The sequence below is a fragment of the Lentzea sp. NPDC037011 genome, from assembly GCF_055607425.1.
Genome location: NZ_JBVJRT010000007.1, coordinates 415,577 through 435,301, shown reverse-complemented (window position 1 = coordinate 435,301; position 19,725 = coordinate 415,577). Strand labels below are relative to the sequence as shown.

Here is a 19,725-nt window from a genome sequence, read left to right as displayed (position 1 = left end):
TCGGCCTCGGAGACCGCTGGGTCGAATTCGATGAGAACGCTCTCACGGTCGGCGGAACTGCCCGGCGCACACAGCGGCGGGGCCGGCCTGAGCCGACCCCGCCTCGTGATCACCTGGTGGTCACGCCTTCACGGAGTGCTTCCCGTGCGCCCAGGACGTGGCGTCGCCGCCGTCGCCTGCGGGACCGGAGTGGCCACCGACCGTGGTGCTGTGGTTGGTCGCGTCACCGGTCGAACCCGTGGCACCGGTGTTTCCGGAGTCGCCCGAGGTGACCTCGGTCCAGGACTCGGTGCCGTGGTTCGTCCAGCCGTGCTTCCAGTCGTGGCCCTTCCACCCGTGGCACTTGTCGCCGCGGTGGCCGGGCTGTTCGTTCTTCACCACGGCCGTGTTGCCGCCGGTGGCACCGGAGCTCCCGGAGTTGCCCGAGTTGCCGGTGGTGGCGTTGTTCGAGCTGGTGGCGTTGCCACCGTCACCCGAGTTGCCGCCGTTGCCCGCGGTGGCCTTGGTGGAGCCGGACTTGCTGTGGTGGCCCCACTTGTCGCCGTGGTGGTTCCAGGACTTCTTCTGCTCGGTCACGGCCCACGCGTCGCCGCCGTCACCGGCCGGGCCGGAGTTGCCGCCCACGGTGTTGCTGTGGTTGGAAGCGTCACCGGTCGCACCGGTGGCACCCGTGTCGCCGGAGTCGCCCGACGTCACCGCGGTCCAGGACTTCGTGCTGTCCCAGGACCAGCCGTGGCCCCGCTCGGACCCGATCGTGCGGACGACCGCCGTGTTGCCGCCGGTGGCACCGGAGCTCCCGGAGTCGCCCGAGTTGCCGGTGGTGGCGTTGTTCGAGCTGGTGGCGTTGCCACCGTCACCCGAGTTGCCGCCGTTGCCCGCGGTGGCCTTGGTGGAGCCGGACTTGCTGTGGTGGCTCCACTTCTGACCATCGGTGGCGTGCCCACCGTTGCCCGCGGCACCGGAGTTGCCGCCCACGGTGTTGCTGTGGTTGGCCGCGTCCCCGGTCGCACCGGTGGCACCCGTGTCGCCGGAGTCGCCCGACGTCACGTTCGTGTGGCACTCCGCCAGCACGCAGAGCCCGTAGGCGCTGTTGCCGCCGGTGGCACCCGAGTTCCCGGAGTTGCCCGAGTTGCCGGACGTGGCGTTGTTCGAGCTGGTGGCGTTGCCGCCCTGACCCGAGTCACCACCGTTGCCGGCGGTCGCGGAGGTGTTCCGCGCACGACCCGTGGCGGTGGCGTCGCCCCCGTTGCCCGCGGCGCCGGACTTTCCGCCCACGGTGTTGCTGTGATTGGAAGCGTCACCGGTCGAACCCGTGGCACCAGTGTTCCCGGAGTCACCCGAACTCACGTTCGTGTGGCACTCCGCCAGCACGCAGAGCCCGTAGGCGCTGTTGCCGCCGGTGGCACCCGAGTTCCCGGAGTTGCCCGAGTTGCCGGACCGCGCGGTGTTCGAGCTGGTGGCGTTGCCGCCGTTGCCCGAGTCACCGCCGTTGCCGCCCTTGACGACCGAGCTCACGATGTCGTTCACCCCGCCCAGGAGACCGTGGTCACCCGTGTCGGCGCTGGCCATCGCTGTTCCGAACAGGAGGAATCCTCCCGAGAACGCTGCGGCCACGAGACCGCGTCGCACAGAGCTGTGCATGTCGAACCTTCCCGTCAATCAAGCTGGTGATCTGGTCGGCTTGGTTGCGGGACTGCTCAGCTGGGATGATTTCGGCCGTAGTAATAACACCACGAGCCGCGGAACTGCTGTTTTCCACTCGCCATCGGCGACGCGTTGTCCGGGTGCACTCCCGAAAGAGCCGGGAGGTCCGAGACGGCGGTGCCCGTCGATCCGCTCGACGACGCCGATCCCGTCGTGCCGGGCAAAGCGAGCGGCACAGCGGGCGACTGCCCTTCCGGCGACTGGACCGGCAATTGGACCGGCGTCTGGACCGGCGTCTGGGCCGCTGGCACCACGTCAGGCGCGGAGGTCTGCTCGGCCTTCGCCGGCACGACCTGCTGGGGCAGCGCCACCGCGGGCGCCTCGGGAACAACGGCCGGCACCACGGGTGCGACCACCTCCGGCGGGGCCGATGGCAGTGGCACCAGCGGTTCCACGACCTGCGGAGGTGGAGCGTCCCGCACCACGCCCACCACGGGGGCGAGCACCGGCGCGGTCACGGGCCGCAGCGGCTCCAGCACCGGGTCCAGGGTCTGCACCGCGGTGTCGACCACGGGTGTCAGCAGCGGTGCGGTCACCTGGGCGATCGGCGCCACCACCTCGGCCACCGGGGACACGAGCGCGTCCAGCAAGCCCGAGTCGTTCTCGTCGGCATTCGCCACTCCCGCCGAGAGCAAGCCGAATCCCAAGAGGAACCCGGCCACTCCCAGAGTTCGCCGCAGCGTTGTGGAACATGTTGATTTCATGCGTATCACCCCCTTTCGCTGAATCAGCACCTGTCATCGAGGCATTCGGTGCCCCACGGGTGCCGGTTCACTCGAAAGTGGAAGTTTTTCTTCTGCTCCAGGTCAGCGATCTGAATTAGTTTGAAACACGCATTTCCCACTACTTTGCGACACCGTTCGAGGCCGAAAGGTCAACGCGGAGTGAGAGTGGCGGAGCGACCGGTTGGATCATCGGCGATCGGCGGTCCGTGGGTTACGGTGGTCGGCGTGCTGACGACCACGTCGCCTGCGACCGGGCACCAGGTGGCCGAGCGGATCAGGCGGCTGGAGGCGCGGCTGGTTCGCGACCACGACGAGGTGCCACCGAGCCTGGTGCACGAGTGGGTCGAACGCGCCATCGCCCGCTTCGGCGGCGCCCGCGTGCGCGACTACGTCCCGCTGCTGGTGGAACGCTCGGTGCGGGCCTCCGCGCAGGACTTCTCCTCCGGCTCACCCGAACTACCCGGCACGTGGCTGTCGGCCTGGGCCCGCAACACCGCCCGCCGCCTGCTCGCCACCGAGCTCCCCCGCCGCTGGTCGCACACCGCCGGTGTGGCCCGCCGCGCCGAGCAGGTGGCCCGCGTCCTGCCCGCCGGCCAGCGGGACCTGCTGGTGGCGGCCGCCTGGGTGCACGACATCGGCTACGCCTCCGAGCTGGCCGACACGGGCCTGCACCCGGTCGACGGCGCCCGCTACCTGCGCCGGGCCGGGATGTCCCCGCGGCTGTGCGGTCTCGTCGCCCACCACTCGGGCGCCGCCGCCGTCGCCGAGCTGACCGGTCTGTCCGACGCCCTGGCGGAGTTCCCCGACGAACGCGGCCGGCTGCGCGACGCGCTCTGGTACGCCGACATGTCCACCTGCCCCGACGGCCACGCGATCACGGTCGAGGCCCGGCTCGCGGAGATCCGCCGGCGTCGTGGCCCCGACGACCCGGTGGTGCGCGCGCTCGCGCTCAACGGCGAGGAGCGGCTGGCCGCGGTGCGCCGCATCCACCGGCTGCTGCGCCGGGCGAGCTGACCTCAGCCGCGGCCGGCCTCCGGCCACCGGAAGATCCCCGAAGTCGCCATCACCACCCGCCGCCGCGCCTTCTCCTCGTCGTCCCCGAACCGGTCGATGGCCCAGGACAGCGCCAGCACCAGCTCGAACACCTCGTCGGCGCTGATCTCCCCCGCCACCTGCCCTGCCTCCTCGGCCGCGTCCAGCAGCACCCCGACCCGTTCCACCAGCGGCGCGTTCGCGGAGTGCAACGCCGAGCTGTCGTCGTCGTGCGCGGTCGCGAGGCACACCGGCAGGTCGTGCCAGATCCGCAGTCCCCAGCCCACCCGCACCAGCCACTCGGCCAATGCCTCGGCCGGAGGCAGTGCACGGGACAGCTCGTCGGCCTCCGCCAGCGCACGGGCGTAGAAGCCCTCGATGACGGCGGCCACCAGGTCGTCGCGGGTGGGGAAGTTCCGGTAGAGGGTGGCGTTGCCGACGCCGGCGCGCAACGCGATCGCGTCGAGCGAGGCGAGCACTCCCTCCGCCTCGAACGTCTCCCGCGCGGCGACCAGGATCGCGTCGCGGTTGCGCTGGGCGTCAGCGCGAAGAGGGCGTGTTCCAGCCAACGCAACTCCTCCTCGACAAAGTGGGGAGTGTCCCCACATACTCGTATCCGGGGAAGCTCCCCACTTGTCCCAGGAGTGTAGATGACCTACGACGACCTGACCGGGCTGCGGATCTCCGTGGCCGGCGGCATCGCCACCGCCACGCTCGACCACCCGCCGCTGAACCTGATGGACGGCGTGCTGGTGCCGTCGTTGCGCGGCTTCGTCAACCGGGTGCGCCACGACACCGGCGTGCGCGTCGTGGTGTTCGACAGCGCGGACCCGGAGTTCTTCAGCGCACACGGCGACATGGCCTACCTGACCGACCCAGCGGCGTTGCCCGCCGCCACCGCCGCCGCGATCGCCGCCGCGCCGGACGTGCCCGTCCCGGACGGCATGAACATCCTCCAGGCCGTTGCCGACGAGGTGCGCGGGCTGCCGCAGGTGACCATCGCAAGATCGCCGGCTTCGCCCGTGGCGCGGGCAACGAGTTCCTGATGGCGCTCGACCTGCGCTTCGCGGCCATCGGCCGGTCCGGTCAGGCGCAGCCGGAAGCCGTCATGGACATCCTCCCCGGCGGCGGTGGCACCGTGCTGATGACCCGGCTGCTCGGCCGGGAACGGGCGCTGGAGGTGCTGCTCGGGACCGACCTGGTCGACGCCGAGCTGGCCGAGCGGTACGGCCTGGTCAACCGGGCGCTGCCCGCCGACGAGATCGACGCGTTCGTCGACCGGCTGGCCCGCCGGATCGCCCGCCTGCGCCCCGAGGTCGTCGCCGCGATCAAGGCCACCGTCGAGACCATCGCGCCGAAGATCCCCCACGAGGCCTACGCCGCGGAGAACGCCGCCCTGCACTCGCTGTTCACCGAGGACATGGTCGCGTCCGCCCACCGCCAGCTCGCCGCCGGCGTGCAGACCCGCGAGGGGGAACGCGACCTCGAAGGTCTCCTCGACGGGCTCTGACCAGCACGGCGACGCCGGTGACGTGGGCGGTGCGGATCGGCAGGAGGTGGTCGTGGTGCGGCGGATGCCTTAGCCGCCCGCCCGGAGGGTCCGGGAGCACGGGTGGCTGGTTCCGGAGGAACGAGATGTCCCGCACGGACAGACGAAACCGGCGTGGGTGCGGCACCGCGAGCACGGCGGCCGGCCGCTGCACGACCTCCGGAGCGGCCCCTGCGACCTGCCGCCACTGCCCACCAGGGAGGACACCGGCACCCGGTGCCGCGGTCACACCTGGACGTAGCCGCCGTCCACGAACAGCTCCGCACCGTTGACGAAGCTCGCGGCGTCCGAGGCGAGGAAGAGCGCGGCCGCGGCGATCTCGTCCGGGTCGGCGACCCGGCCCAGCGGCACGGCGCTCGCGAGCTCGTCGAGGAACCCGGACCGCTGGTCCTCCGCCACCAGGCCGACCAGGCCCGGCGTCTCGGTCGGGCCGGGGCTGAGCACGTTGACGCGGAAGCCGCGCGTCTTCGCGTCGCGCGCCCAGCTGCGGACGAGGTTGCGCACCGCGGCCTTCGAGGCGCCGTAGACCTCCAGCCCCGGGTCCGGCCGGAGCGAGCTGGTCGAGCCCGTGACGATCACCGACGCACCGGGCGACAGCAGCGGCAGCGCCTTCTGCAGTCCGAAGATGACACCCTTGACGTTGCCGGCGAACGTGCTGTCGAACTGCTCCTCGGTGATCTCCTCCAACGGCGCCATCACGCCACCGCCCGCGTTGGCGGCGAGCACGTCGATCCGCCCCGCCTTCTCGCGCACGACGGCGTAGAGGGCGTCGAGGTCGGCGAGCTTCCCGACGTCGGCCCGCACGGGCACGACCGCGTCACCCAGCTCGGCCGCGACCGCGTCGAGCTGCTCCTGCCTGCGGCCGGTGACGAAGACCCGTGCGCCTTCGGCGACGAACCTGCGCGTGATGGCCAACCCGATCCCGCTGTTGCCGCCGGTCACCACGGCCACCTTGTCGGCGAGCACACCGGACATGAAGCACCACTCCCTAGTTCTTGACTGGTTCGTCCATAACGTAGGCACTTATGGACGATTCAGTCAAGAACTGGGTACGATGAGGCATGCCACGTCCGCGGAAGTTCGACGAGTCAGCCGTCCTGGCCGCCGCACGCGACCAGTTCTGGTCGGCCGGGTACGCCGGCACCACGATGGACGCCGTCGCCGCGGCCACCGACCTGGGCAAGGGCAGCCTGTACGGCGCCTTCGGCGGCAAGCAGGAGCTGTTCCACCGCGTGTTCGACGACTACTGCGCGCAGGCGGAGGACGGGGTCCGCCGCGAGCTGACCGGCCCCGACGAGGAGGCCTTCGCGCGCCTGACCGCCCACGTGCACGGCATCGCGGCCTCCGTCGCCGCGGACACCGCGCACCGCGGGTGCCTGCTCGCCAAGGGCACCGCCGAACTGGCCGAGCACGACCCGGTCGTCGCGGCCCGCGCGCTGCGGACGTTCGACGAGCTCGAACGCCTCCTGGTCGCCGACATCGAGGCGTGTCAGCGCCACGGCGACCTCTCCCCCGGCGCCGACCCGCACCGGCTGGCCGCGCTCGTGCTCACGGTGTTGCGCGGCATGGAGGCCCTGGGCAAGGCGGGCAAGGACGCGCGCTTCCTGGAGGCGGTCGCGGAGAGCGCGCTGGCCGCACTCCCGCGACCCTGAGCGCCGTCAGACCCTGGCCTGCTCCCGGACCGGCCTGACGGCGTCCGGCACGCGCCCGCCTTCGGGATAGGCGCAGGTGAAGGTGCCGCGGTAGCCGAAGAGCGGCCCGAACCGGTGGTTGGTCACCTCGACGTCGATGCGGAACCGGCCGAGGTCCTCGTCGTAGGACTCGCGGACCGTCGCGGCGCCGGTCACCAGGCCGGGGACGCGGAAGTGGAGCGGGCCCTCGTGGAAGCGCTGCTCACCGCTGCGGATCAGCAGCCCGCCGCGGTCGTCCACGGACAGGTCGAGGTCGACCGAGACGTGCTGGTGGGTGCCCAGGTAGTCCACGACGCGGCCGCGTTCGGGGCTGTAGATCATCGTGGCGTCCCACCGCCGGGGCCGCTCGAAGGCGAAGGTGCGGACGAACGTCATCGTCTCCCGGCCCAGCGAGTCGCGGTAGGGGTAGTTCTCGATGGTGAAGGGGACGTCGCTGCCGTGGCCGGGGAGCAGGATGTGGCGCTTGGCCCCGAGCCACAGGAACGGCCGGGTGAAGCCGCGCCCGTGCCACACCCGGTCCATCGTGCCGGTGCCGACGCAGGCGATGCCGTCGTCGCTGGTGAAGCCGAACCGGCGTTGCAGCTGCGGGTGCAGGCGGTCGAAGTCGGCGCCGAGGGCGCGCTGGAAGATCGACGTCACGGGCGCTCCAAGGTCAGCAGGGTCGAGGGCGCCGTCGACGACCGGCGGTCCGGCGGCGTGCGCCGGCACCTCCTGGCGGCCGGGGTGGACGGCAGCGGCGGAGCCAGCAGGGCGGCGAGGGTGAGGGCCGCGGCGAGCACGGCGGGCCCGGACAGCCAGGCCACGGCGCAGACACCGGCCCTCGTGCCCGCGTCCAGCAGCGCCCACCGCAACGACACCTCGGGACGGACGCCGCGTTCGAGCCACAGCCGGAGCCGGTCGAACGACCAGGCCGTCCCCCACCCCATCAGCAGGCGGAACGGGCGGTCGGCCAGCGCCCCCAGCCGCCCCCAGCCGGGCCGGTAGTCGTAGCCGGTGAGGAACCGGACCCCCGCGGCGGTCGGCACGTACCGCCAGTACCCCGACCCGGAGCGGATCGGGGACAGCGGGTGCGCCGAGCTGAACCGCAGCGCCGACGTCCGCGAGCCGTCGGCCTTGACCCGCTCACCGACGCTGACCCCGGTCCCGTCCACCTCCAGACCGGGCAGGACGCGGACCGAGTACCGGAAGCGCTGCTCCGCGTCCTGGTCCGCCTTCGGCAGGTGGTCGATCGTGGTGAACCGCAGGTCCCACCGCTGGTGCTGGTGCGGGTCCTGGGTCCGCAGCCACACGTCGTCGAGGTCGGCCCTGATCACCGTCTCCACGTAGAGCGTCCGCCGCCGCGCCATGGCACCCCCTCCTGTTTGAGCAGTTGCTCAAACAGGAGGTTAGCCGGATTTGAGCATATGCTCAAACAGGGCGTTGAGCTGGGGTTACTTCGCCTTCCCGGCCGTCTTGCGGAGTTTGGAGCGCAGCGCGCGCACCGCGATCGGCCCGAGGTCGTCCACCACCTCGATGAGCACGGCCAGCCGGTCGAGGGCGTCCATGGCCGCCTTCGACCCGTCCGGGTCGACGCCCTCGTACAGCTCCAGCCCGATGAACCCGGCGCTCACCGCACGGGCGAGACCCGCCGTGTCGATCAGGTCGGAGACCGGGGAGCCGGCCAGCGACCGGGTCAGCGCCCGCTCGATCGGGTTGATCCACAACCGCAGGGACGCCGCAGTGGCCTCGGCGAGCCGGGGGTCGGTCTGGGCGCCGGCCAGCAGCTGGGCGAGCACCATGACGTTGCCCTGCGCCCGTTCCTCGGCGTGCAGCGCGCGGCCCAGCTCCAGGAGCCGGCGCAGGTCGGTGATCTGCTCGAGCCGCTCGGCGAACAGCTCGACCCGCGCCTGCGTGGCGGCCAGGCACGCGGCCTGGAGCAGGTCGTGGACGGTGCCGAAGTGGTAGAAGACCAGCGCCTGGTTGACCCCGGCGGTGGCCGCGATGCTGCGCGCCGTGGTGCCGGTCAAACCGTGCGTGCGAATGGTCTCGATCGCGCCGTCGATCAGGCGTTGTCGGGTGTCGGCCACGGCATCACCGTAGAGGCCGGTGCCGGTCGCCCGAGGTGAGGCGGCCCTCGACTGGACGCGCACCGGACGCGCCGGTACCGGTGGGTGCTCCACGGCCTCACAGGGCGCACCGACCGGCGGGTCACCGACGAGCCGTTCCTGTCACCACGCATCGCCGAACACCACGTCGCCCGCGCGATGCGGAAGCGGGACGTCGGGTCCCGCGCTGCCGCCTCGGTGCGGCGGCGGTGTCGAACTCGGTCCTCGTGACCCTCGACCTGAGGTCACCACCGGCCCCAGCGGCTCCAGTCGGCGAGGGCGTACGACCCGACCACGACCTGCGGATTTGATCGAATTCGGCCGGGCGTTCGCGCCAATCGGAGATCGTGGTGTAAGGTAGTCCCATCAGTCATGGTTACGAAGTAGAACTCGCCCGTGATCAATATCACGGGCTTTTTGCTGTTTCAGCGTTTCCGCAGGCCGTGGCGGATGATCCCCAGGCACCCGCGACAGTGCGGATGCCAACTCATCACAGGAGTGCACATGGCTACCGGAACCGTGAAGTGGTTCAACGCCGAAAAGGGCTTCGGCTTCATCGAGCAGGACGGCGGCGGCGCCGACGTGTTCGTCCACTACTCGAACATCGCCGCGCAGGGCTACCGGGAGCTCCAGGAGGGCCAGAAGGTCTCCTTCGAGGTCACTCAGGGTCAGAAGGGCCCGCAGGCGGACAACGTCGTTCCCGCCTAGTTCTGCGTCGGCTGCCGGTCCGCTCGTCGGACTGAGCTGGTCACACCGAAGCCCGGCCTGGGTCCACCGATCCCGGCCGGGCTTTGACGTGCGCGGTGGCCGCTCGCCGGCTCCGGTGCCACCACCCGCCGCGCCGAGCCGGACCGAGCGTCGTGCGCTGGTCGAGCAGGCCACCGACTTCGCGTACTCCTCGTTCACCGCCGGCACGGCTGATCACGCCGATGGAGCGCGAGTGGTGTGCCGCTCGACGTCCGGGGTACTCGACCGAGCGACCCCGACGGGAGAGAGCCCATGCGTGGCGACATCGAGACCTACTTCGAAGACGGCCGGTGGAAGAACAAGGTCCAGGGCAACGACCAGGTCTCCAGCACACACCTCACCAAGCAGGACGCGGCCGCGAACGGTCGTGAGATGGCGATCGTGCACGCGGTGGACCACATCGTCCGGGGCCGCGACGGGGTGATCAGCGAGCACGACGTCTACCCCCGCGGCCGCGACCCCCACACCTTTCCCCGCTGATGTCGCTGTCGGTGTTCTCGCACCGGGAGTGCGAGAACACGGCACGACCTGGTCGGCGGGTGAGGAACGGCGGGGTGGCGACCGCGGAGCCTGCCCGGCGACGCGCCCGCAAGCCGCCGGCGAGACCGTACTGCGCGCCGCGGGCATGCGCGCAGTACGGTGAAGAAGTTAAACCTGATGCGGTCACGCAAGGCGTGGGCCCAGACCTCGCTACGTCCACGAGCGACTGGAATCAGTCGACGTGGTGGAGGAATGCTGTGCCAGCCGTGGACGACCGGCCGTTGTTCGGCGGTGTGAGCGAAGGTGCGCGCACCTGATGGGCCGCATCGGTCGGTGAGCGACGCACGAGCGGCGGTGATGGCCGCGCTTCGGGACAGCGGGAGCGGGCTCGACACCATGGCGCGCGTGATCCGCGCGTGCGTGGACGTGCTGCCGGTCGACGGCGCCTCGATCTCGGTGATGAGCAGCCCGCGGGAACGTGAGACGTTGTACGCCAGCGACGAGATCGCGACGAAGATCGAGGACGTCCAGTTCACCCTGGGCGAGGGCCCGTGCTTCGAGGCGTTCGCGAGCCGCAAACCCGTGCTGGTTCCCGACCTGCCCCGTGCGTCGGTCCTGGAGTGGCCGGTGTTCGCGGCTGCCATCGCCGCGCTGCCCATCGGCGCGATCTTCGCGTTCCCGCTGCAGGCGGGGGCGATCGGCATCGGCGCGCTCGACCTCTACCGCAGGCAGCCCGGCTGGCTTTCGGCTGACGAGCTCACCATGGCGCTGGAGGTGGTCGACGTCGTGACCGCGGTGCTGCTCGGTCTGCTCCTGGGCGAGGTCGACGACACCACCGGCCTCCGCAGCGTCATGGCACCCGGTCGCGAACAGGTCCACCAGGCGACCGGCATGCTCATCGCCGCCCTCGGCGTCCCCGCGGAGGAGGCGCTGTCCCGGTTGCGGGGCTACGCCTTCGCGAGGGGCAGGTCGCTGGACGAGATCGCCAGGGACATCACGAGCCGCAAGCTGTCACCGCTGGAGCTCGCCACATGACCACGTACGACACAGCACTCCCGTCCTGCGCGGCACCCACCGCAGGACGACCAAGACAGGAGCTGGTGATGAGCGATAACGCACTGTCCACGACAGAGCGGGAGTCGCGGTTGCTCAGGGCGCTCGTCCAGCTGGCGGACACGCTCGTCGACGACTACGACGTGGTGGACGTGCTGCACCGGCTGGTCGAGCACTGCGTCCACCTGCTGGATGCGACGGCGGCCGGGTTGATGCTGTCCGACCAGCACGGCGGCCTGCGGGTGGTGGCCTACTCGTCGGCCCAGACCCACATGCTCGAGCTGTTCCAGCTCCAGGCGAGCGAGGGCCCGTGCATGGACTGCGTGCACAGCGGTGAGGCTGTGCTGGTCGCGGACCTGACGACGGAGGTGCGGCGGTGGCCCCGGTTCGCACCGCGCGCCGTCGAGGAGGGTTTCGCCTCCGTGCACGCGGTGCCGATGAGGTTGCGCCGCGAGACCATCGGGACGTTGACCCTGTTCCGCCGCGAGACCGGGCTGCTCAACGACGAGGACCTGCTGGTCGTGCGCGCGCTGGCGGACACGGCGACGATCGGGATCTTGCAGGAGCGCGCGATCCGGCGCGGTGAGGTCGTCACCGAGCAGCTGCAGACGGCGTTGAACAGCCGGGTCGCCATAGAGCAGGCCAAGGGGGTGCTGGCGTTCGCCGGGGATCTTGAGATGGAGCAGGCGTTCCACACACTGCGCAGCTATGCGCGCAACGGCGGTCGCCGCCTGGCCGACGTGGCCAGGGAGCTCGTCGTCGGAGAGCTGCGGCCCGAGGACCTGCTCTCGGTGCGGCGTCGTCCTTCCGACGTGTGATTCCGACTCACGTCGCCCGCACGCCGATCGCGGGCTGCGCTCACCGCGTCACCGCGTGTGGGACCCACCGGGTCCGGGTAGTCTGATCTCGCTGGTAACAAGGAACAACCGCCCGGACCCGCGGTCTCATCACCTCGTCGTGAGGAGAACGCCGTGGGCGTCAGCACCGAGTCGATCGCGTTCACGCGCAAGAGGATCGCGCTCGTGTCCCAGCAAGCCAGTCCGCTGACCGATCCGGGTGTGACCGGTTCCGGGAGCCAGAGCCGCCACGTGGCGGGGCTCGCCGCCGCCCTGGCCGCGCTCGGCCACAGGATCGTCGTCTACACGCGGCGCGACCACCCGCACCTTCCGCAGCACGTGCAGACCCCGCAGGGCTACGAGGTCGTGCACGTGCCGGCCGGGCCGGCCGCGGCGCTGGACGCGGAGGAGGTCCTCGGCCACGCGGGCGACTTCGTCGAGTTCCTCGAACGCGCCTGGACCTCGCAACGCCCCGACGTCGTCCACGCCCACGGCTGGCAGTCCGGCATCGCGGCCGTGCTGAGCGCGCGGAGGAGCCTGGTGCCCGTCGTGCAGACGTACCACTCGCTGGGCCCGGCGCAACCGCAGGACCGCTGTGCGACGGACCGCGACTCCACCAAACGCCGCACCGTGGAGCGGCTCGTCGGTCACGAGGCCACCCGCGTCGTCGCGACCTCGTCCGCGGAGGCGCGGGCCGTGCTGGGGATGGGCGTGGACCGGTCGAAGCTCGTCGTGGTGCCCACCGGCGTCGATCTCGACCTGTTCGCGGCAGGACAGGGGACCACCGACCGGAATCCTCCGCGCAGGATCGTCTCGGTGGGCAGGCTCTTGCCGCACAAGGGGTTCGACGACCTGATCCGCATCCTGTCCACTGTGGACAACACAGAGCTGGTGATCGCCGGCGGGGGCGCGCAGGGCGACGTCCGCGGTGACGCGGAGAGCAGGAGGCTGCTCGCGCTGGCCCGTTCGACGGGTGTCGGCGACCGCGTCGTGTTCGCGGGCCACGTGCCCTACGCGCAGCTGCCCGTGCTGCTGCGGTCCGCTGACGTCGTGGTGTGCACGCCGAGGCACCAGTCGTCCAGTGGCGTGGCGCTGGAGGCGATGGCCTGTGGCACTCCTGTTCTCGCCACCCCGGTCGGCGGTCTGGTCGACCTCGTGGTGGACGGGCTGACCGGGGTGCTGGTCCCGCGCGACCGGCCGGAGGCGACCGCCAAGGCGTTGAGGGCCCTGCTCGCCGACGGCACGTACCGCGATCTGCTCAGCGTCGCAGGACACGACAGGGCACAGGCGCGGTACTCGTGGCAGCGGGTCGCCTCCGACCTGGTGCGCACCTACTCCACGGCGGTGAACGCCCGCAGTGCCGGTACCTCGGTGGTCGGGTCGCGGTCCTCCCGCGCGCGGACGGGGTCGACACCGAGGTGAGCGCGTCGGCTCCCCCCGCCGCCGCCCCGGACTACCGATACGCCGGACGCCACCGCCCCCGACCACCACCGCACGTCACGGGGGCACCGCCGTCACCACCGGCGCCGCCTGGCCAGCCAACGCCCGTACGCCCTCTCCCGTGCCGCGACCGGCTCGAACACGTTGCCGGAGGTGGGTGAGACCGTCTCCCTCGTCAGTGCCGCGAGACGGAACAGCGGCCCGACGAGCCGGTCGTAGAGCTCCGGCAGGCAGCGGAACGCCGAGACGATCAACGGGTTCGCCGGGCCGACCGGCACGGAGACGTGCCGGCGCGGCCGGTCGGCCAGGCGCACGATCGCGGCGGCGACGCGATCCGGGCTCAGCACCGGGACCGGTGGGCGTGCCGCACGTCCGCCGTAGTTGGCGGCCTGGTCGTACACCGGGGTGTTGACGCTGCCGGGGCTGACGATGCACACGTGCACGCCTCGTTCGTCGCGGGTTTCCTGTTGGAGGGTGCGCAGCAGCGCGCGCTGGCCCCACTTGGCCGCGGTGTAGGCGCCCATCCGCGGAACGGTGATCGAGCCGAGCAGTGAGTTCACCCCGATGAACACCCCCGTGCGCTGACGCCGCAGGACCGGCAGGACCGCTTGGGCGAGGTGGAGCGTGCCGTGGACCGCGGTGTCGACGACCGAGGTGAACACGGCCGCGGGCATCGACTCGACGGGTCCGTAGGCCATCACCGTGGCGGTGTGCACGACGACGTCGATGCGGCCGTGCAGCTCCAGCGCCTTCGTGACGATCCGGTCGGCGGCGGCGGGATCTCCGACGTCGTCGACGACGACGTCCACCGCGGCCACGCCCACCGCGCGGCAGGCCTTCTCCGCGGCGTCGAGCGCCTCTCCGCTGCGGGAGACCAGCACGACGTCGTCCCCGCGGAAGGCGAACGCCGTCGCCGCGGCGAGCCCGATCCCGCTGCTGGCCCCGACCACGAGCACGACGCGCCCCGTCACGGGTTCAGCACCACCTTCACGCAGCCGTCGCTCTTGGCGCGGAACACCTCGTACCCGTGCGCGGCGTCGGCGAGCGGGAGGCGGTGCGTGGTCAGGTCCAGGGTGCCGAGCGGATCGGCCGGGTCGAGCACGAACGGCAGGATGTCGTCGGTCCAGCGGCGCACGTGGGCCTGTCCCATGCGCAGCTGGATACCGCGGTCGAACATCTCCATCATCGGCATCGCGTCGAGCTCTCCACCGTACACACCGGACACCGACACCGTGCCGCCGCGCCGCACGCCCTTCAGAGCGGTGTGCAGGGCGTCGAGCCGGTCGACGGCCAGCTTGTCGACCACCTTCTGCGCCAGCGCGTCGGGGAGCAGTCCCGCGGCCTTCTGCGCCAGGGCGACGGCACCCCCGCCGTGCGCCTCCATGCCGACGGCGTCGATGGTGGCGTCCGGACCGCGGCCGTCCACCATCTCGACCAGCGCGGCGGCGAGCTCGTCGGAGCCGCCGAACTCGTCGAAGTCGACGGGTTCCGCGCCGTGCCGTTCGGCCAGCGCGAGACGTTCGGGCACCCGGTCCACGCCGATCACACGGCCGGCGCCGAGCAGCCGCGCGATCCGGACGGCGAACTGCCCGACCGGGCCGAGGCCGAGCACGGCGACGGTGCCGCCCGGTGGCACGTCGGCGTACCGCACCGCCTGCCACGCCGTCGGCAGGATGTCGGACAGGAACAGGAACTGGTCGTCGGGCGTGCCGTCCGGAACGACGATCGGCCCGAACTGGGCCTGCGGCACCCGCAGGTACTCGGCCTGGCCGCCGGGCACCGAACCGTAGAGCGAGGTGTAGCCGAACAGGCTCGCGCCCTTGCCCTCGCCGCGCACCTGCGTCGTCTCGCACTGCGCGAACAGGTCGCGCTCGCACATCCAGCAGTGCCCGCACGAGATGTTGAACGGCACCACGACCCGGTCGCCCACCTCGAGGTGACCGCTCGCCTCGGAACCGACCTCCTCGACGACGCCCATCGCCTCATGGCCGAGCACGTCACCCGGCTTCAGATAGGGCCCCAGCACCCCGTACAGGTGCAGGTCCGATCCGCAGATGGCGGTCGAGGTGACCCGGACGACCGCGTCGGTCGGTTCCTCGATGCGCGGGTCCGGCACGTCGACGACCTCGACGTTCTCATTGCCTTGCCATGTCAGCGCTTTGATGACATCTCCTCGGTCAGGTCACGGCCGAGCTGACCGCGGACGGTGTCCGCGAGCTCGTCCCAGCTGTCGGTGAACTTGCGGACCCCCTGGCGTTCCAGCTCGTCGGTGACCTCGCGGTAGTCGATCCCGAGCCGGCCGATCTCGCTGAGCACGTCGCGGGCGGGGCCGTAGAGCTCCCCCGGCACGAGAGGTGGTACCGAGCCGTGGTCGGCAAAGGCTTCCAGGGTGGGCCCGGGCATGGTGTTGACGGTGCCCGGGATGGCCAGTTCGGACACGTACATCGTGTCCGGGTAGGCGGGGTCCTTCACCCCCGTGGAGGCCCACAGGGGCCGTTGTGGCCGGGCTCCCGCCTCGGCCAGGTGGCGCCAGCGCTGCGTGGTCAGGCTCGACACGTGGATCTCGTGGGCGAGGCGGGCGTTGGCGATCGCCGCCTTTCCCTTGGCCGCGAGCGCGCGGTCGGTGCCGATGGCGTCGAGGCGCGCGTCGATCTCGGTGTCCACGCGGGAGACGAAGAACGAGGCCACCGAGTGGATGCCGGCCAGGTCGTGCCCGTTGAGCCGGGCCGCCTCCAGACCGGTGACGTGGGCGTCGACCACCTCGCGGTAGCGGTCCAGGGAGAAGATGAGCGTGACGTTGACGCTGATGCCCTCACTGATGACCGCGGTGATCGCGTCCAGTCCGGCGGTGGTGGCCGGGATCTTGATGAGCAGGTTCGGCTCGTCCACCACCGACCAGAGCAGACGGGCGCGGTCGACGGTGGCCTGCGGGTCGTGGGCGAGGCCGGGGTCGACCTCCAGCGACACCCTGCCGTCGACACCGCCCGTGCGGTCGTACACCGGGCGCAGGACCTGACAGGCCGCCCGGACGTCGTCGGTCGTGATGGCGAAGACCGTGTCCTCGACGCTCGCCTCTGCCTCCGCGAGGCGCCTGAGCTGCGGTGTGTAGCGCTCGCCGCGTGCCAGCGCGGAGGCGAAGATCGTCGGGTTGGTGGTGATGCCGACGACCCCGCGGTCCGCGACCAGCGCCTTCAGGCGGCCGTCGGAGAGGAGCTCGCGGGACAGGTCGTCGAGCCAGATGGACACGCCTGCGGCGGCGAGTTCGGTGAGCGGGTCGTGGCCCGTGGCCATGATGCCTCCGTGGTCGGGAAATCCTGGTGGTTCAGGCGGGGCGGTCGCCGGTGCTGCCGGTGGTGGGCGCGGTGCTGCGCTGCACACCTCCCGGGCGGACCGACGTGACCGCGTCGTGCAGGCAGTCGTGCGCGGCCTCCGCGACCGCAGTGGCGGTGACGCCGAACTCCTCGTAGAGGCGGCGGTGGTCGGCGGAGGCGCCGAAGTGTTCGAGCGACACCATCCGGCCGGCGTCGCCGACGACGTCGCGCCAGCCCTGGGCGACCGCGGCCTCGACGCTCACGCGGGCCCGCACGCCCGGCGGGAGCACTTCGTCCCGGTAGGACGGTTCCTGCGCGGCGAACCACTCGAGGCAGGGCATCGAGACCACGCGGGCCTCGACGCCGTCCTCTGCGAGCAACGCGCGGGCGTCGAGGGCGATCTGCACCTCGGACCCGGTCGCGACCAGGACCACGTCCGGCTCTCCTGGTCCGGCGAGGACGTATCCGCCCCGCGCGGCGCCCTCCGCCGGGGCCAGGCCGCCGGGACCGCGGTCGAGCACGGCGACGTCCTGCCGCGTCAGGACCAGACCGGCGGGACGGTCCCGGTTCTCCAGAATCCGCCGCCAGCACACCGCTGTCTCGTTGGCGTCGGCCGGGCGCACGACGTCCAGACCGGGGATCGCGCGCAACGCGGCGAGGTGCTCGACCGGCTGGTGCGTGGGTCCGTCCTCCCCCAGCCCGATCGAGTCGTGGGTCCACACGTGGGTGACGGGCAGCTGCATGAGGGCGGCCAGCCGGATCGCGGGCCGCTGGTAGTCGCTGAAGACCAGGAACGTACCGCCGTACGGGCGGGTCAGGCTCTGCAACGCGATGCCGTTGAGCGCGGCGGCCATGGCGTGTTCGCGGATGCCGAAGTGCAGGGTGCGCCCGTAGGGACCGCCTTGCCACTTCGTGGTCTGCTTGCCCATCGGGACGAACGACGGTTCGCCGTCCATCGTGGTGTTGTTGCTCCCGGCCAGATCGGCCGATCCACCCCACAGCTCCGGCAGCACGGGAGCCGGTGCCGAGAGGACCTTGCCCGACGCCGTGCGGGTCGCCATCCCCTTCGGGTCGGCGGGGAAGACCGGCAGGGCGTCGGTCCAGCCGTCCGGAAGCCGCTGATCGCGCAACCGGTCCAGCAGCGCCGCGCGGTCCGGGTTCGCGGTGCGCCAGCGCGCGTAGCCGGCTTCCCAGCGCTCGTGGGCGGCCGCACCGCGGTCCAGCACCGCACGGGCGTGCGCGAGCACCTCGTCCTCCACCGCGAAGCTGCGCTCCGGGTCGAAGCCGAGCAGGGTCTTGACGGCGGCGACCTCCTCGGCGCCGAGCGCGGACCCGTGCGCCTTGCCGGTGTTCTGCAGGGTGGGCGCGGGCCAGCCGATGACGGTGCGCAGCACGATCAGGGACGGACGGCCGGTGTCCGCCTTCGCCGCCTCGACCGCGGCGAGCACCGCGTCCACGTCCTCGACGTAGCGGCCGGTGCTGGTCCAGTCGACGGACTGGACGTGCCAGCCGCAGGCGGCGAAGCGGGCGGCCACGTCCTCGCTGAAGGAGACGTCGGTGTCGTCCTCGATGGAGATGTGGTTCGCGTCGTAGAACGCGACGAGGTTGCCGAGCTCCTGATGCCCCGCGAGCGAGGAGGCCTCGGCGGTGACCCCCTCCATCAGGTCGCCGTCGGAGGCCAGGACGTACACGTGGTGGTCGAACGGGCTCTGCCCCGGCGCGGCGTCCGGGTCGAGCAGTCCGCGTTCGCGGCGAGCAGCGAGCGCCATGCCCACCGCGCAGGCGAACCCCTGGCCCAGTGGTCCGGTGGTGATCTCCACACCGCGGGTGTGGCGGTACTCCGGGTGGCCGGGCGTGGCGGAGTTCCAGGTGCGCAACGAGGCCAGGTCGGTCAGTTCCAGCCCGTAGCCGCTCAGGTAGAGCTGCGCGTACAGCGTCAGGCTCGTGTGGCCGCAGGACAGGACGAACCGGTCGCGGCCGAGCCACTGGTCGTCGGCGGGATCGTGCCGCATCACCTGCTGGAACAGCAGGTAGGCCAACGGTGCGAGGCTCATCGCGGTGCCGGGGTGGCCGTTCCCCGCCTGTTGGACGGCATCGGCGGCCAGCACGCGGACGGTGTCCACGGCACGGACGTCCGCGTCGGTCCAGCCCGCGGCCTGCGCGACCGGCAGCGGCAGGGACGGGTCGCGGTGAAGTGGTGCGGTGGCCGTGCGTGTCATCTGTCGAGGCCTTCCCGGAGCTCGGTGCGTCCCCGTGCTGGATCAACGAAGTCGCGGGTCCGGGCGGCTGTTGAAGCTTCCCCACGCGAATAGCCGCAATCGGGCCGCCGAAACTCGCCGTGCACCTCGGTGTCGCCGATGTGGTGGAACCGGCGGACCGGGTGACTGCGGGACCTGAGCCGGTCGCTCGTCCACGGGGACGCGCGCAGCACTGTCGCGACCGCCTCGGGCACACCGGTGGCTCCGCGCAGGTTCCGCTTGACCGCCTCGGCACACCTCGGCGGTTCGGGGACGGCGCCGGACCGCGAAGCCGCCTGCCCCGCCCGGTGCGCCGGGCGGGTGTTGCGGGTGACGTGCCAGGGCGGCAGAGCACCGGAGCTGGTCCTGGTGCTGCCGGGTCTCGGCGGCAGGTGGCGGTGCACGGGGCACCGGGCGAGGGCCACGTCCCGGTGCCCTGTGCCGCCGCCGACGTCGTTCCGGCGCGACCGGCGCGTCCCGGTCAGGGGCGTAGAGTGAGTGGTCCGAGGGGACCTCGCGCATCGGCGTCCGAGCCAGGTGCCCCCTCCGGAGTGTCAGCGACCCCGCCCGGCTGGTCCGGACGGAGGCGGGAGCACCGGGATGATCTCGGGCCCGACCAGCACCAGTCCCAGCACCGAACTGACCGCGCCACGCGGGCTGCGGGTGACGAGGAAGCCGGACGCCCTGTCCGGCGGCCGGTTCCCCGGCGGCTGGCGACCTCTCGCCACCGACCCCGCCACCACCGTTCCGGCGCTGAACCCGCCGACCTGGTGCACGCGGCCGTGACCCGGCTCGTCTGACCTCCGCACCGCCTCACTCCTGAACAGACACCGCCC

21 protein-coding genes are annotated in these 19,725 nt (G+C 71.8%); 10 read left to right on the top strand and 11 right to left on the bottom strand.

Annotated features, from left to right (window positions below; all coding sequences use genetic code 11):
- Nucleotides 1-120: 120 nt before the first annotated feature.
- On the bottom strand, nucleotides 121-1,569 hold the full coding sequence (locus ACZ7CH_RS24245; RefSeq protein WP_470374929.1) for a hypothetical protein: 1,449 nt from the start codon (nucleotides 1,567-1,569) through the stop codon (nucleotides 121-123).
- 128 nt (nucleotides 1,570-1,697) lie between these two features.
- Nucleotides 1,698-2,324, bottom strand: a complete 627-nt coding sequence (locus ACZ7CH_RS24240) for a hypothetical protein (protein ID WP_470374928.1) — start codon at nucleotides 2,322-2,324, stop codon at nucleotides 1,698-1,700.
- A gap of 330 nt (nucleotides 2,325-2,654) precedes the next feature.
- Between ACZ7CH_RS24240 and ACZ7CH_RS24235 the strand changes: the two genes are divergently transcribed.
- Nucleotides 2,655-3,443 (top strand): HD domain-containing protein, encoded by a 789-nt coding sequence (locus ACZ7CH_RS24235; RefSeq protein WP_470374927.1) that lies wholly within the window; start codon nucleotides 2,655-2,657, stop codon nucleotides 3,441-3,443.
- A 2-nt stretch (nucleotides 3,444-3,445) separates the two neighbouring features.
- Here ACZ7CH_RS24235 and ACZ7CH_RS24230 read toward each other — a convergent pair whose 3' ends face one another.
- Nucleotides 3,446-4,030, bottom strand: a complete 585-nt coding sequence (locus tag ACZ7CH_RS24230) for a TetR/AcrR family transcriptional regulator (RefSeq protein WP_470374926.1) — start codon at nucleotides 4,028-4,030, stop codon at nucleotides 3,446-3,448.
- Between the two features lie 81 nt (nucleotides 4,031-4,111).
- Here ACZ7CH_RS24230 and ACZ7CH_RS24225 point away from each other — a divergent pair, with 81 nt between their 5' ends.
- A complete protein-coding gene (locus ACZ7CH_RS24225; RefSeq protein ID WP_470374925.1) occupies nucleotides 4,112-4,507 on the top strand; it encodes a Clp protease/crotonase-like domain-containing protein in 396 nt (131 codons plus the stop codon).
- The gene (locus ACZ7CH_RS24220) at nucleotides 4,507-4,971 is read left to right on the top strand and encodes an enoyl-CoA hydratase/isomerase family protein (protein WP_470374924.1); all 465 of its coding nucleotides are present in this window, start codon (nucleotides 4,507-4,509) and stop codon (nucleotides 4,969-4,971) included. Before ACZ7CH_RS24225 ends, ACZ7CH_RS24220 begins: the two co-directional genes overlap by 1 nt.
- Nucleotides 4,972-5,235: 264 nt before the next feature.
- Here ACZ7CH_RS24220 and ACZ7CH_RS24215 read toward each other — a convergent pair whose 3' ends face one another.
- Nucleotides 5,236-5,985 (bottom strand): SDR family NAD(P)-dependent oxidoreductase, encoded by a 750-nt coding sequence (locus tag ACZ7CH_RS24215; RefSeq protein ID WP_360393164.1) that lies wholly within the window; start codon nucleotides 5,983-5,985, stop codon nucleotides 5,236-5,238.
- Between the two features lie 86 nt (nucleotides 5,986-6,071).
- Between ACZ7CH_RS24215 and ACZ7CH_RS24210 the strand changes: the two genes are divergently transcribed.
- Nucleotides 6,072-6,662, top strand: coding sequence for a TetR/AcrR family transcriptional regulator (locus ACZ7CH_RS24210; RefSeq protein ID WP_360393161.1), 591 nt, complete (start codon nucleotides 6,072-6,074; stop codon nucleotides 6,660-6,662).
- Nucleotides 6,663-6,668: 6 nt separating this feature from the next.
- Here ACZ7CH_RS24210 and ACZ7CH_RS24205 read toward each other — a convergent pair whose 3' ends face one another.
- The 3 genes from ACZ7CH_RS24205 to ACZ7CH_RS24195 all read right to left on the bottom strand — a co-directional run bounded on the left by ACZ7CH_RS24205 (nucleotide 6,669) and on the right by ACZ7CH_RS24195 (nucleotide 8,767).
- The gene (locus ACZ7CH_RS24205; protein WP_360393159.1) at nucleotides 6,669-7,340 is read right to left on the bottom strand and encodes a DUF4166 domain-containing protein; all 672 of its coding nucleotides are present in this window, start codon (nucleotides 7,338-7,340) and stop codon (nucleotides 6,669-6,671) included.
- The gene (locus ACZ7CH_RS24200; RefSeq protein WP_470374923.1) at nucleotides 7,337-8,047 is read right to left on the bottom strand and encodes an SRPBCC family protein; all 711 of its coding nucleotides are present in this window, start codon (nucleotides 8,045-8,047) and stop codon (nucleotides 7,337-7,339) included. Before ACZ7CH_RS24200 ends, ACZ7CH_RS24205 begins: the two co-directional genes overlap by 4 nt.
- Before the next feature lie 84 nt (nucleotides 8,048-8,131).
- Nucleotides 8,132-8,767, bottom strand: a complete 636-nt coding sequence (locus ACZ7CH_RS24195; RefSeq protein WP_458431497.1) for a TetR/AcrR family transcriptional regulator — start codon at nucleotides 8,765-8,767, stop codon at nucleotides 8,132-8,134.
- Between the two features lie 522 nt (nucleotides 8,768-9,289).
- Here ACZ7CH_RS24195 and ACZ7CH_RS24190 point away from each other — a divergent pair.
- The 5 genes from ACZ7CH_RS24190 (at nucleotide 9,290) to ACZ7CH_RS24170 (ending at nucleotide 13,323) form a co-directional block, all read left to right on the top strand.
- Complete coding sequence (locus tag ACZ7CH_RS24190; protein WP_086661517.1) at nucleotides 9,290-9,493, top strand: cold-shock protein; 204 nt, start codon at nucleotides 9,290-9,292, stop codon at nucleotides 9,491-9,493.
- A gap of 291 nt (nucleotides 9,494-9,784) precedes the next feature.
- Nucleotides 9,785-10,012 carry a DUF2188 domain-containing protein gene (locus ACZ7CH_RS24185; protein ID WP_360393150.1) on the top strand — a complete coding sequence of 76 codons (228 nt, stop codon included), beginning with the start codon at nucleotides 9,785-9,787 and terminating at the stop codon, nucleotides 10,010-10,012.
- Nucleotides 10,013-10,345: 333 nt separating this feature from the next.
- Nucleotides 10,346-11,047: a GAF and ANTAR domain-containing protein gene (locus ACZ7CH_RS24180; protein WP_470374922.1), complete on the top strand. Its 702-nt coding sequence runs from the start codon at nucleotides 10,346-10,348 to the stop codon at nucleotides 11,045-11,047.
- A 68-nt stretch (nucleotides 11,048-11,115) separates the two neighbouring features.
- On the top strand, nucleotides 11,116-11,883 hold the full coding sequence (locus tag ACZ7CH_RS24175) for an ANTAR domain-containing protein (RefSeq protein ID WP_470374921.1): 768 nt from the start codon (nucleotides 11,116-11,118) through the stop codon (nucleotides 11,881-11,883).
- Nucleotides 11,884-12,036: 153 nt separating this feature from the next.
- Nucleotides 12,037-13,323 carry a glycosyltransferase gene (locus tag ACZ7CH_RS24170; protein ID WP_470374920.1) on the top strand — a complete coding sequence of 429 codons (1,287 nt, stop codon included), beginning with the start codon at nucleotides 12,037-12,039 and terminating at the stop codon, nucleotides 13,321-13,323.
- Nucleotides 13,324-13,415: 92 nt separating this feature from the next.
- On the opposite strand, the gene ACZ7CH_RS24165 is transcribed toward ACZ7CH_RS24170, so the two are convergent.
- From ACZ7CH_RS24165 to tkt, 4 genes are read right to left on the bottom strand one after another with little or no spacing between them, the layout of a single operon-like run.
- Nucleotides 13,416-14,312, bottom strand: coding sequence for an SDR family NAD(P)-dependent oxidoreductase (locus tag ACZ7CH_RS24165; RefSeq protein WP_470374919.1), 897 nt, complete (start codon nucleotides 14,310-14,312; stop codon nucleotides 13,416-13,418).
- Nucleotides 14,309-15,505, bottom strand: a complete 1,197-nt coding sequence (locus ACZ7CH_RS24160) for a zinc-dependent alcohol dehydrogenase (RefSeq protein WP_470375008.1) — start codon at nucleotides 15,503-15,505, stop codon at nucleotides 14,309-14,311. Before ACZ7CH_RS24160 ends, ACZ7CH_RS24165 begins: the two co-directional genes overlap by 4 nt.
- Nucleotides 15,493-16,632 (bottom strand): transaldolase, encoded by a 1,140-nt coding sequence (gene tal, locus ACZ7CH_RS24155; RefSeq protein ID WP_470371095.1) that lies wholly within the window; start codon nucleotides 16,630-16,632, stop codon nucleotides 15,493-15,495. Before tal ends, ACZ7CH_RS24160 begins: the two co-directional genes overlap by 13 nt.
- A 31-nt stretch (nucleotides 16,633-16,663) precedes the next feature.
- Nucleotides 16,664-18,871, bottom strand: coding sequence for a transketolase (gene tkt, locus ACZ7CH_RS24150; protein WP_470374918.1), 2,208 nt, complete (start codon nucleotides 18,869-18,871; stop codon nucleotides 16,664-16,666).
- Nucleotides 18,872-19,489: 618 nt separating this feature from the next.
- On the opposite strand from tkt, the gene ACZ7CH_RS24145 reads away from it, so the two are divergent.
- Nucleotides 19,490-19,675, top strand: a complete 186-nt coding sequence (locus ACZ7CH_RS24145) for a hypothetical protein (protein WP_360393129.1) — start codon at nucleotides 19,490-19,492, stop codon at nucleotides 19,673-19,675.
- Nucleotides 19,676-19,725: the final 50 nt, after the last annotated feature.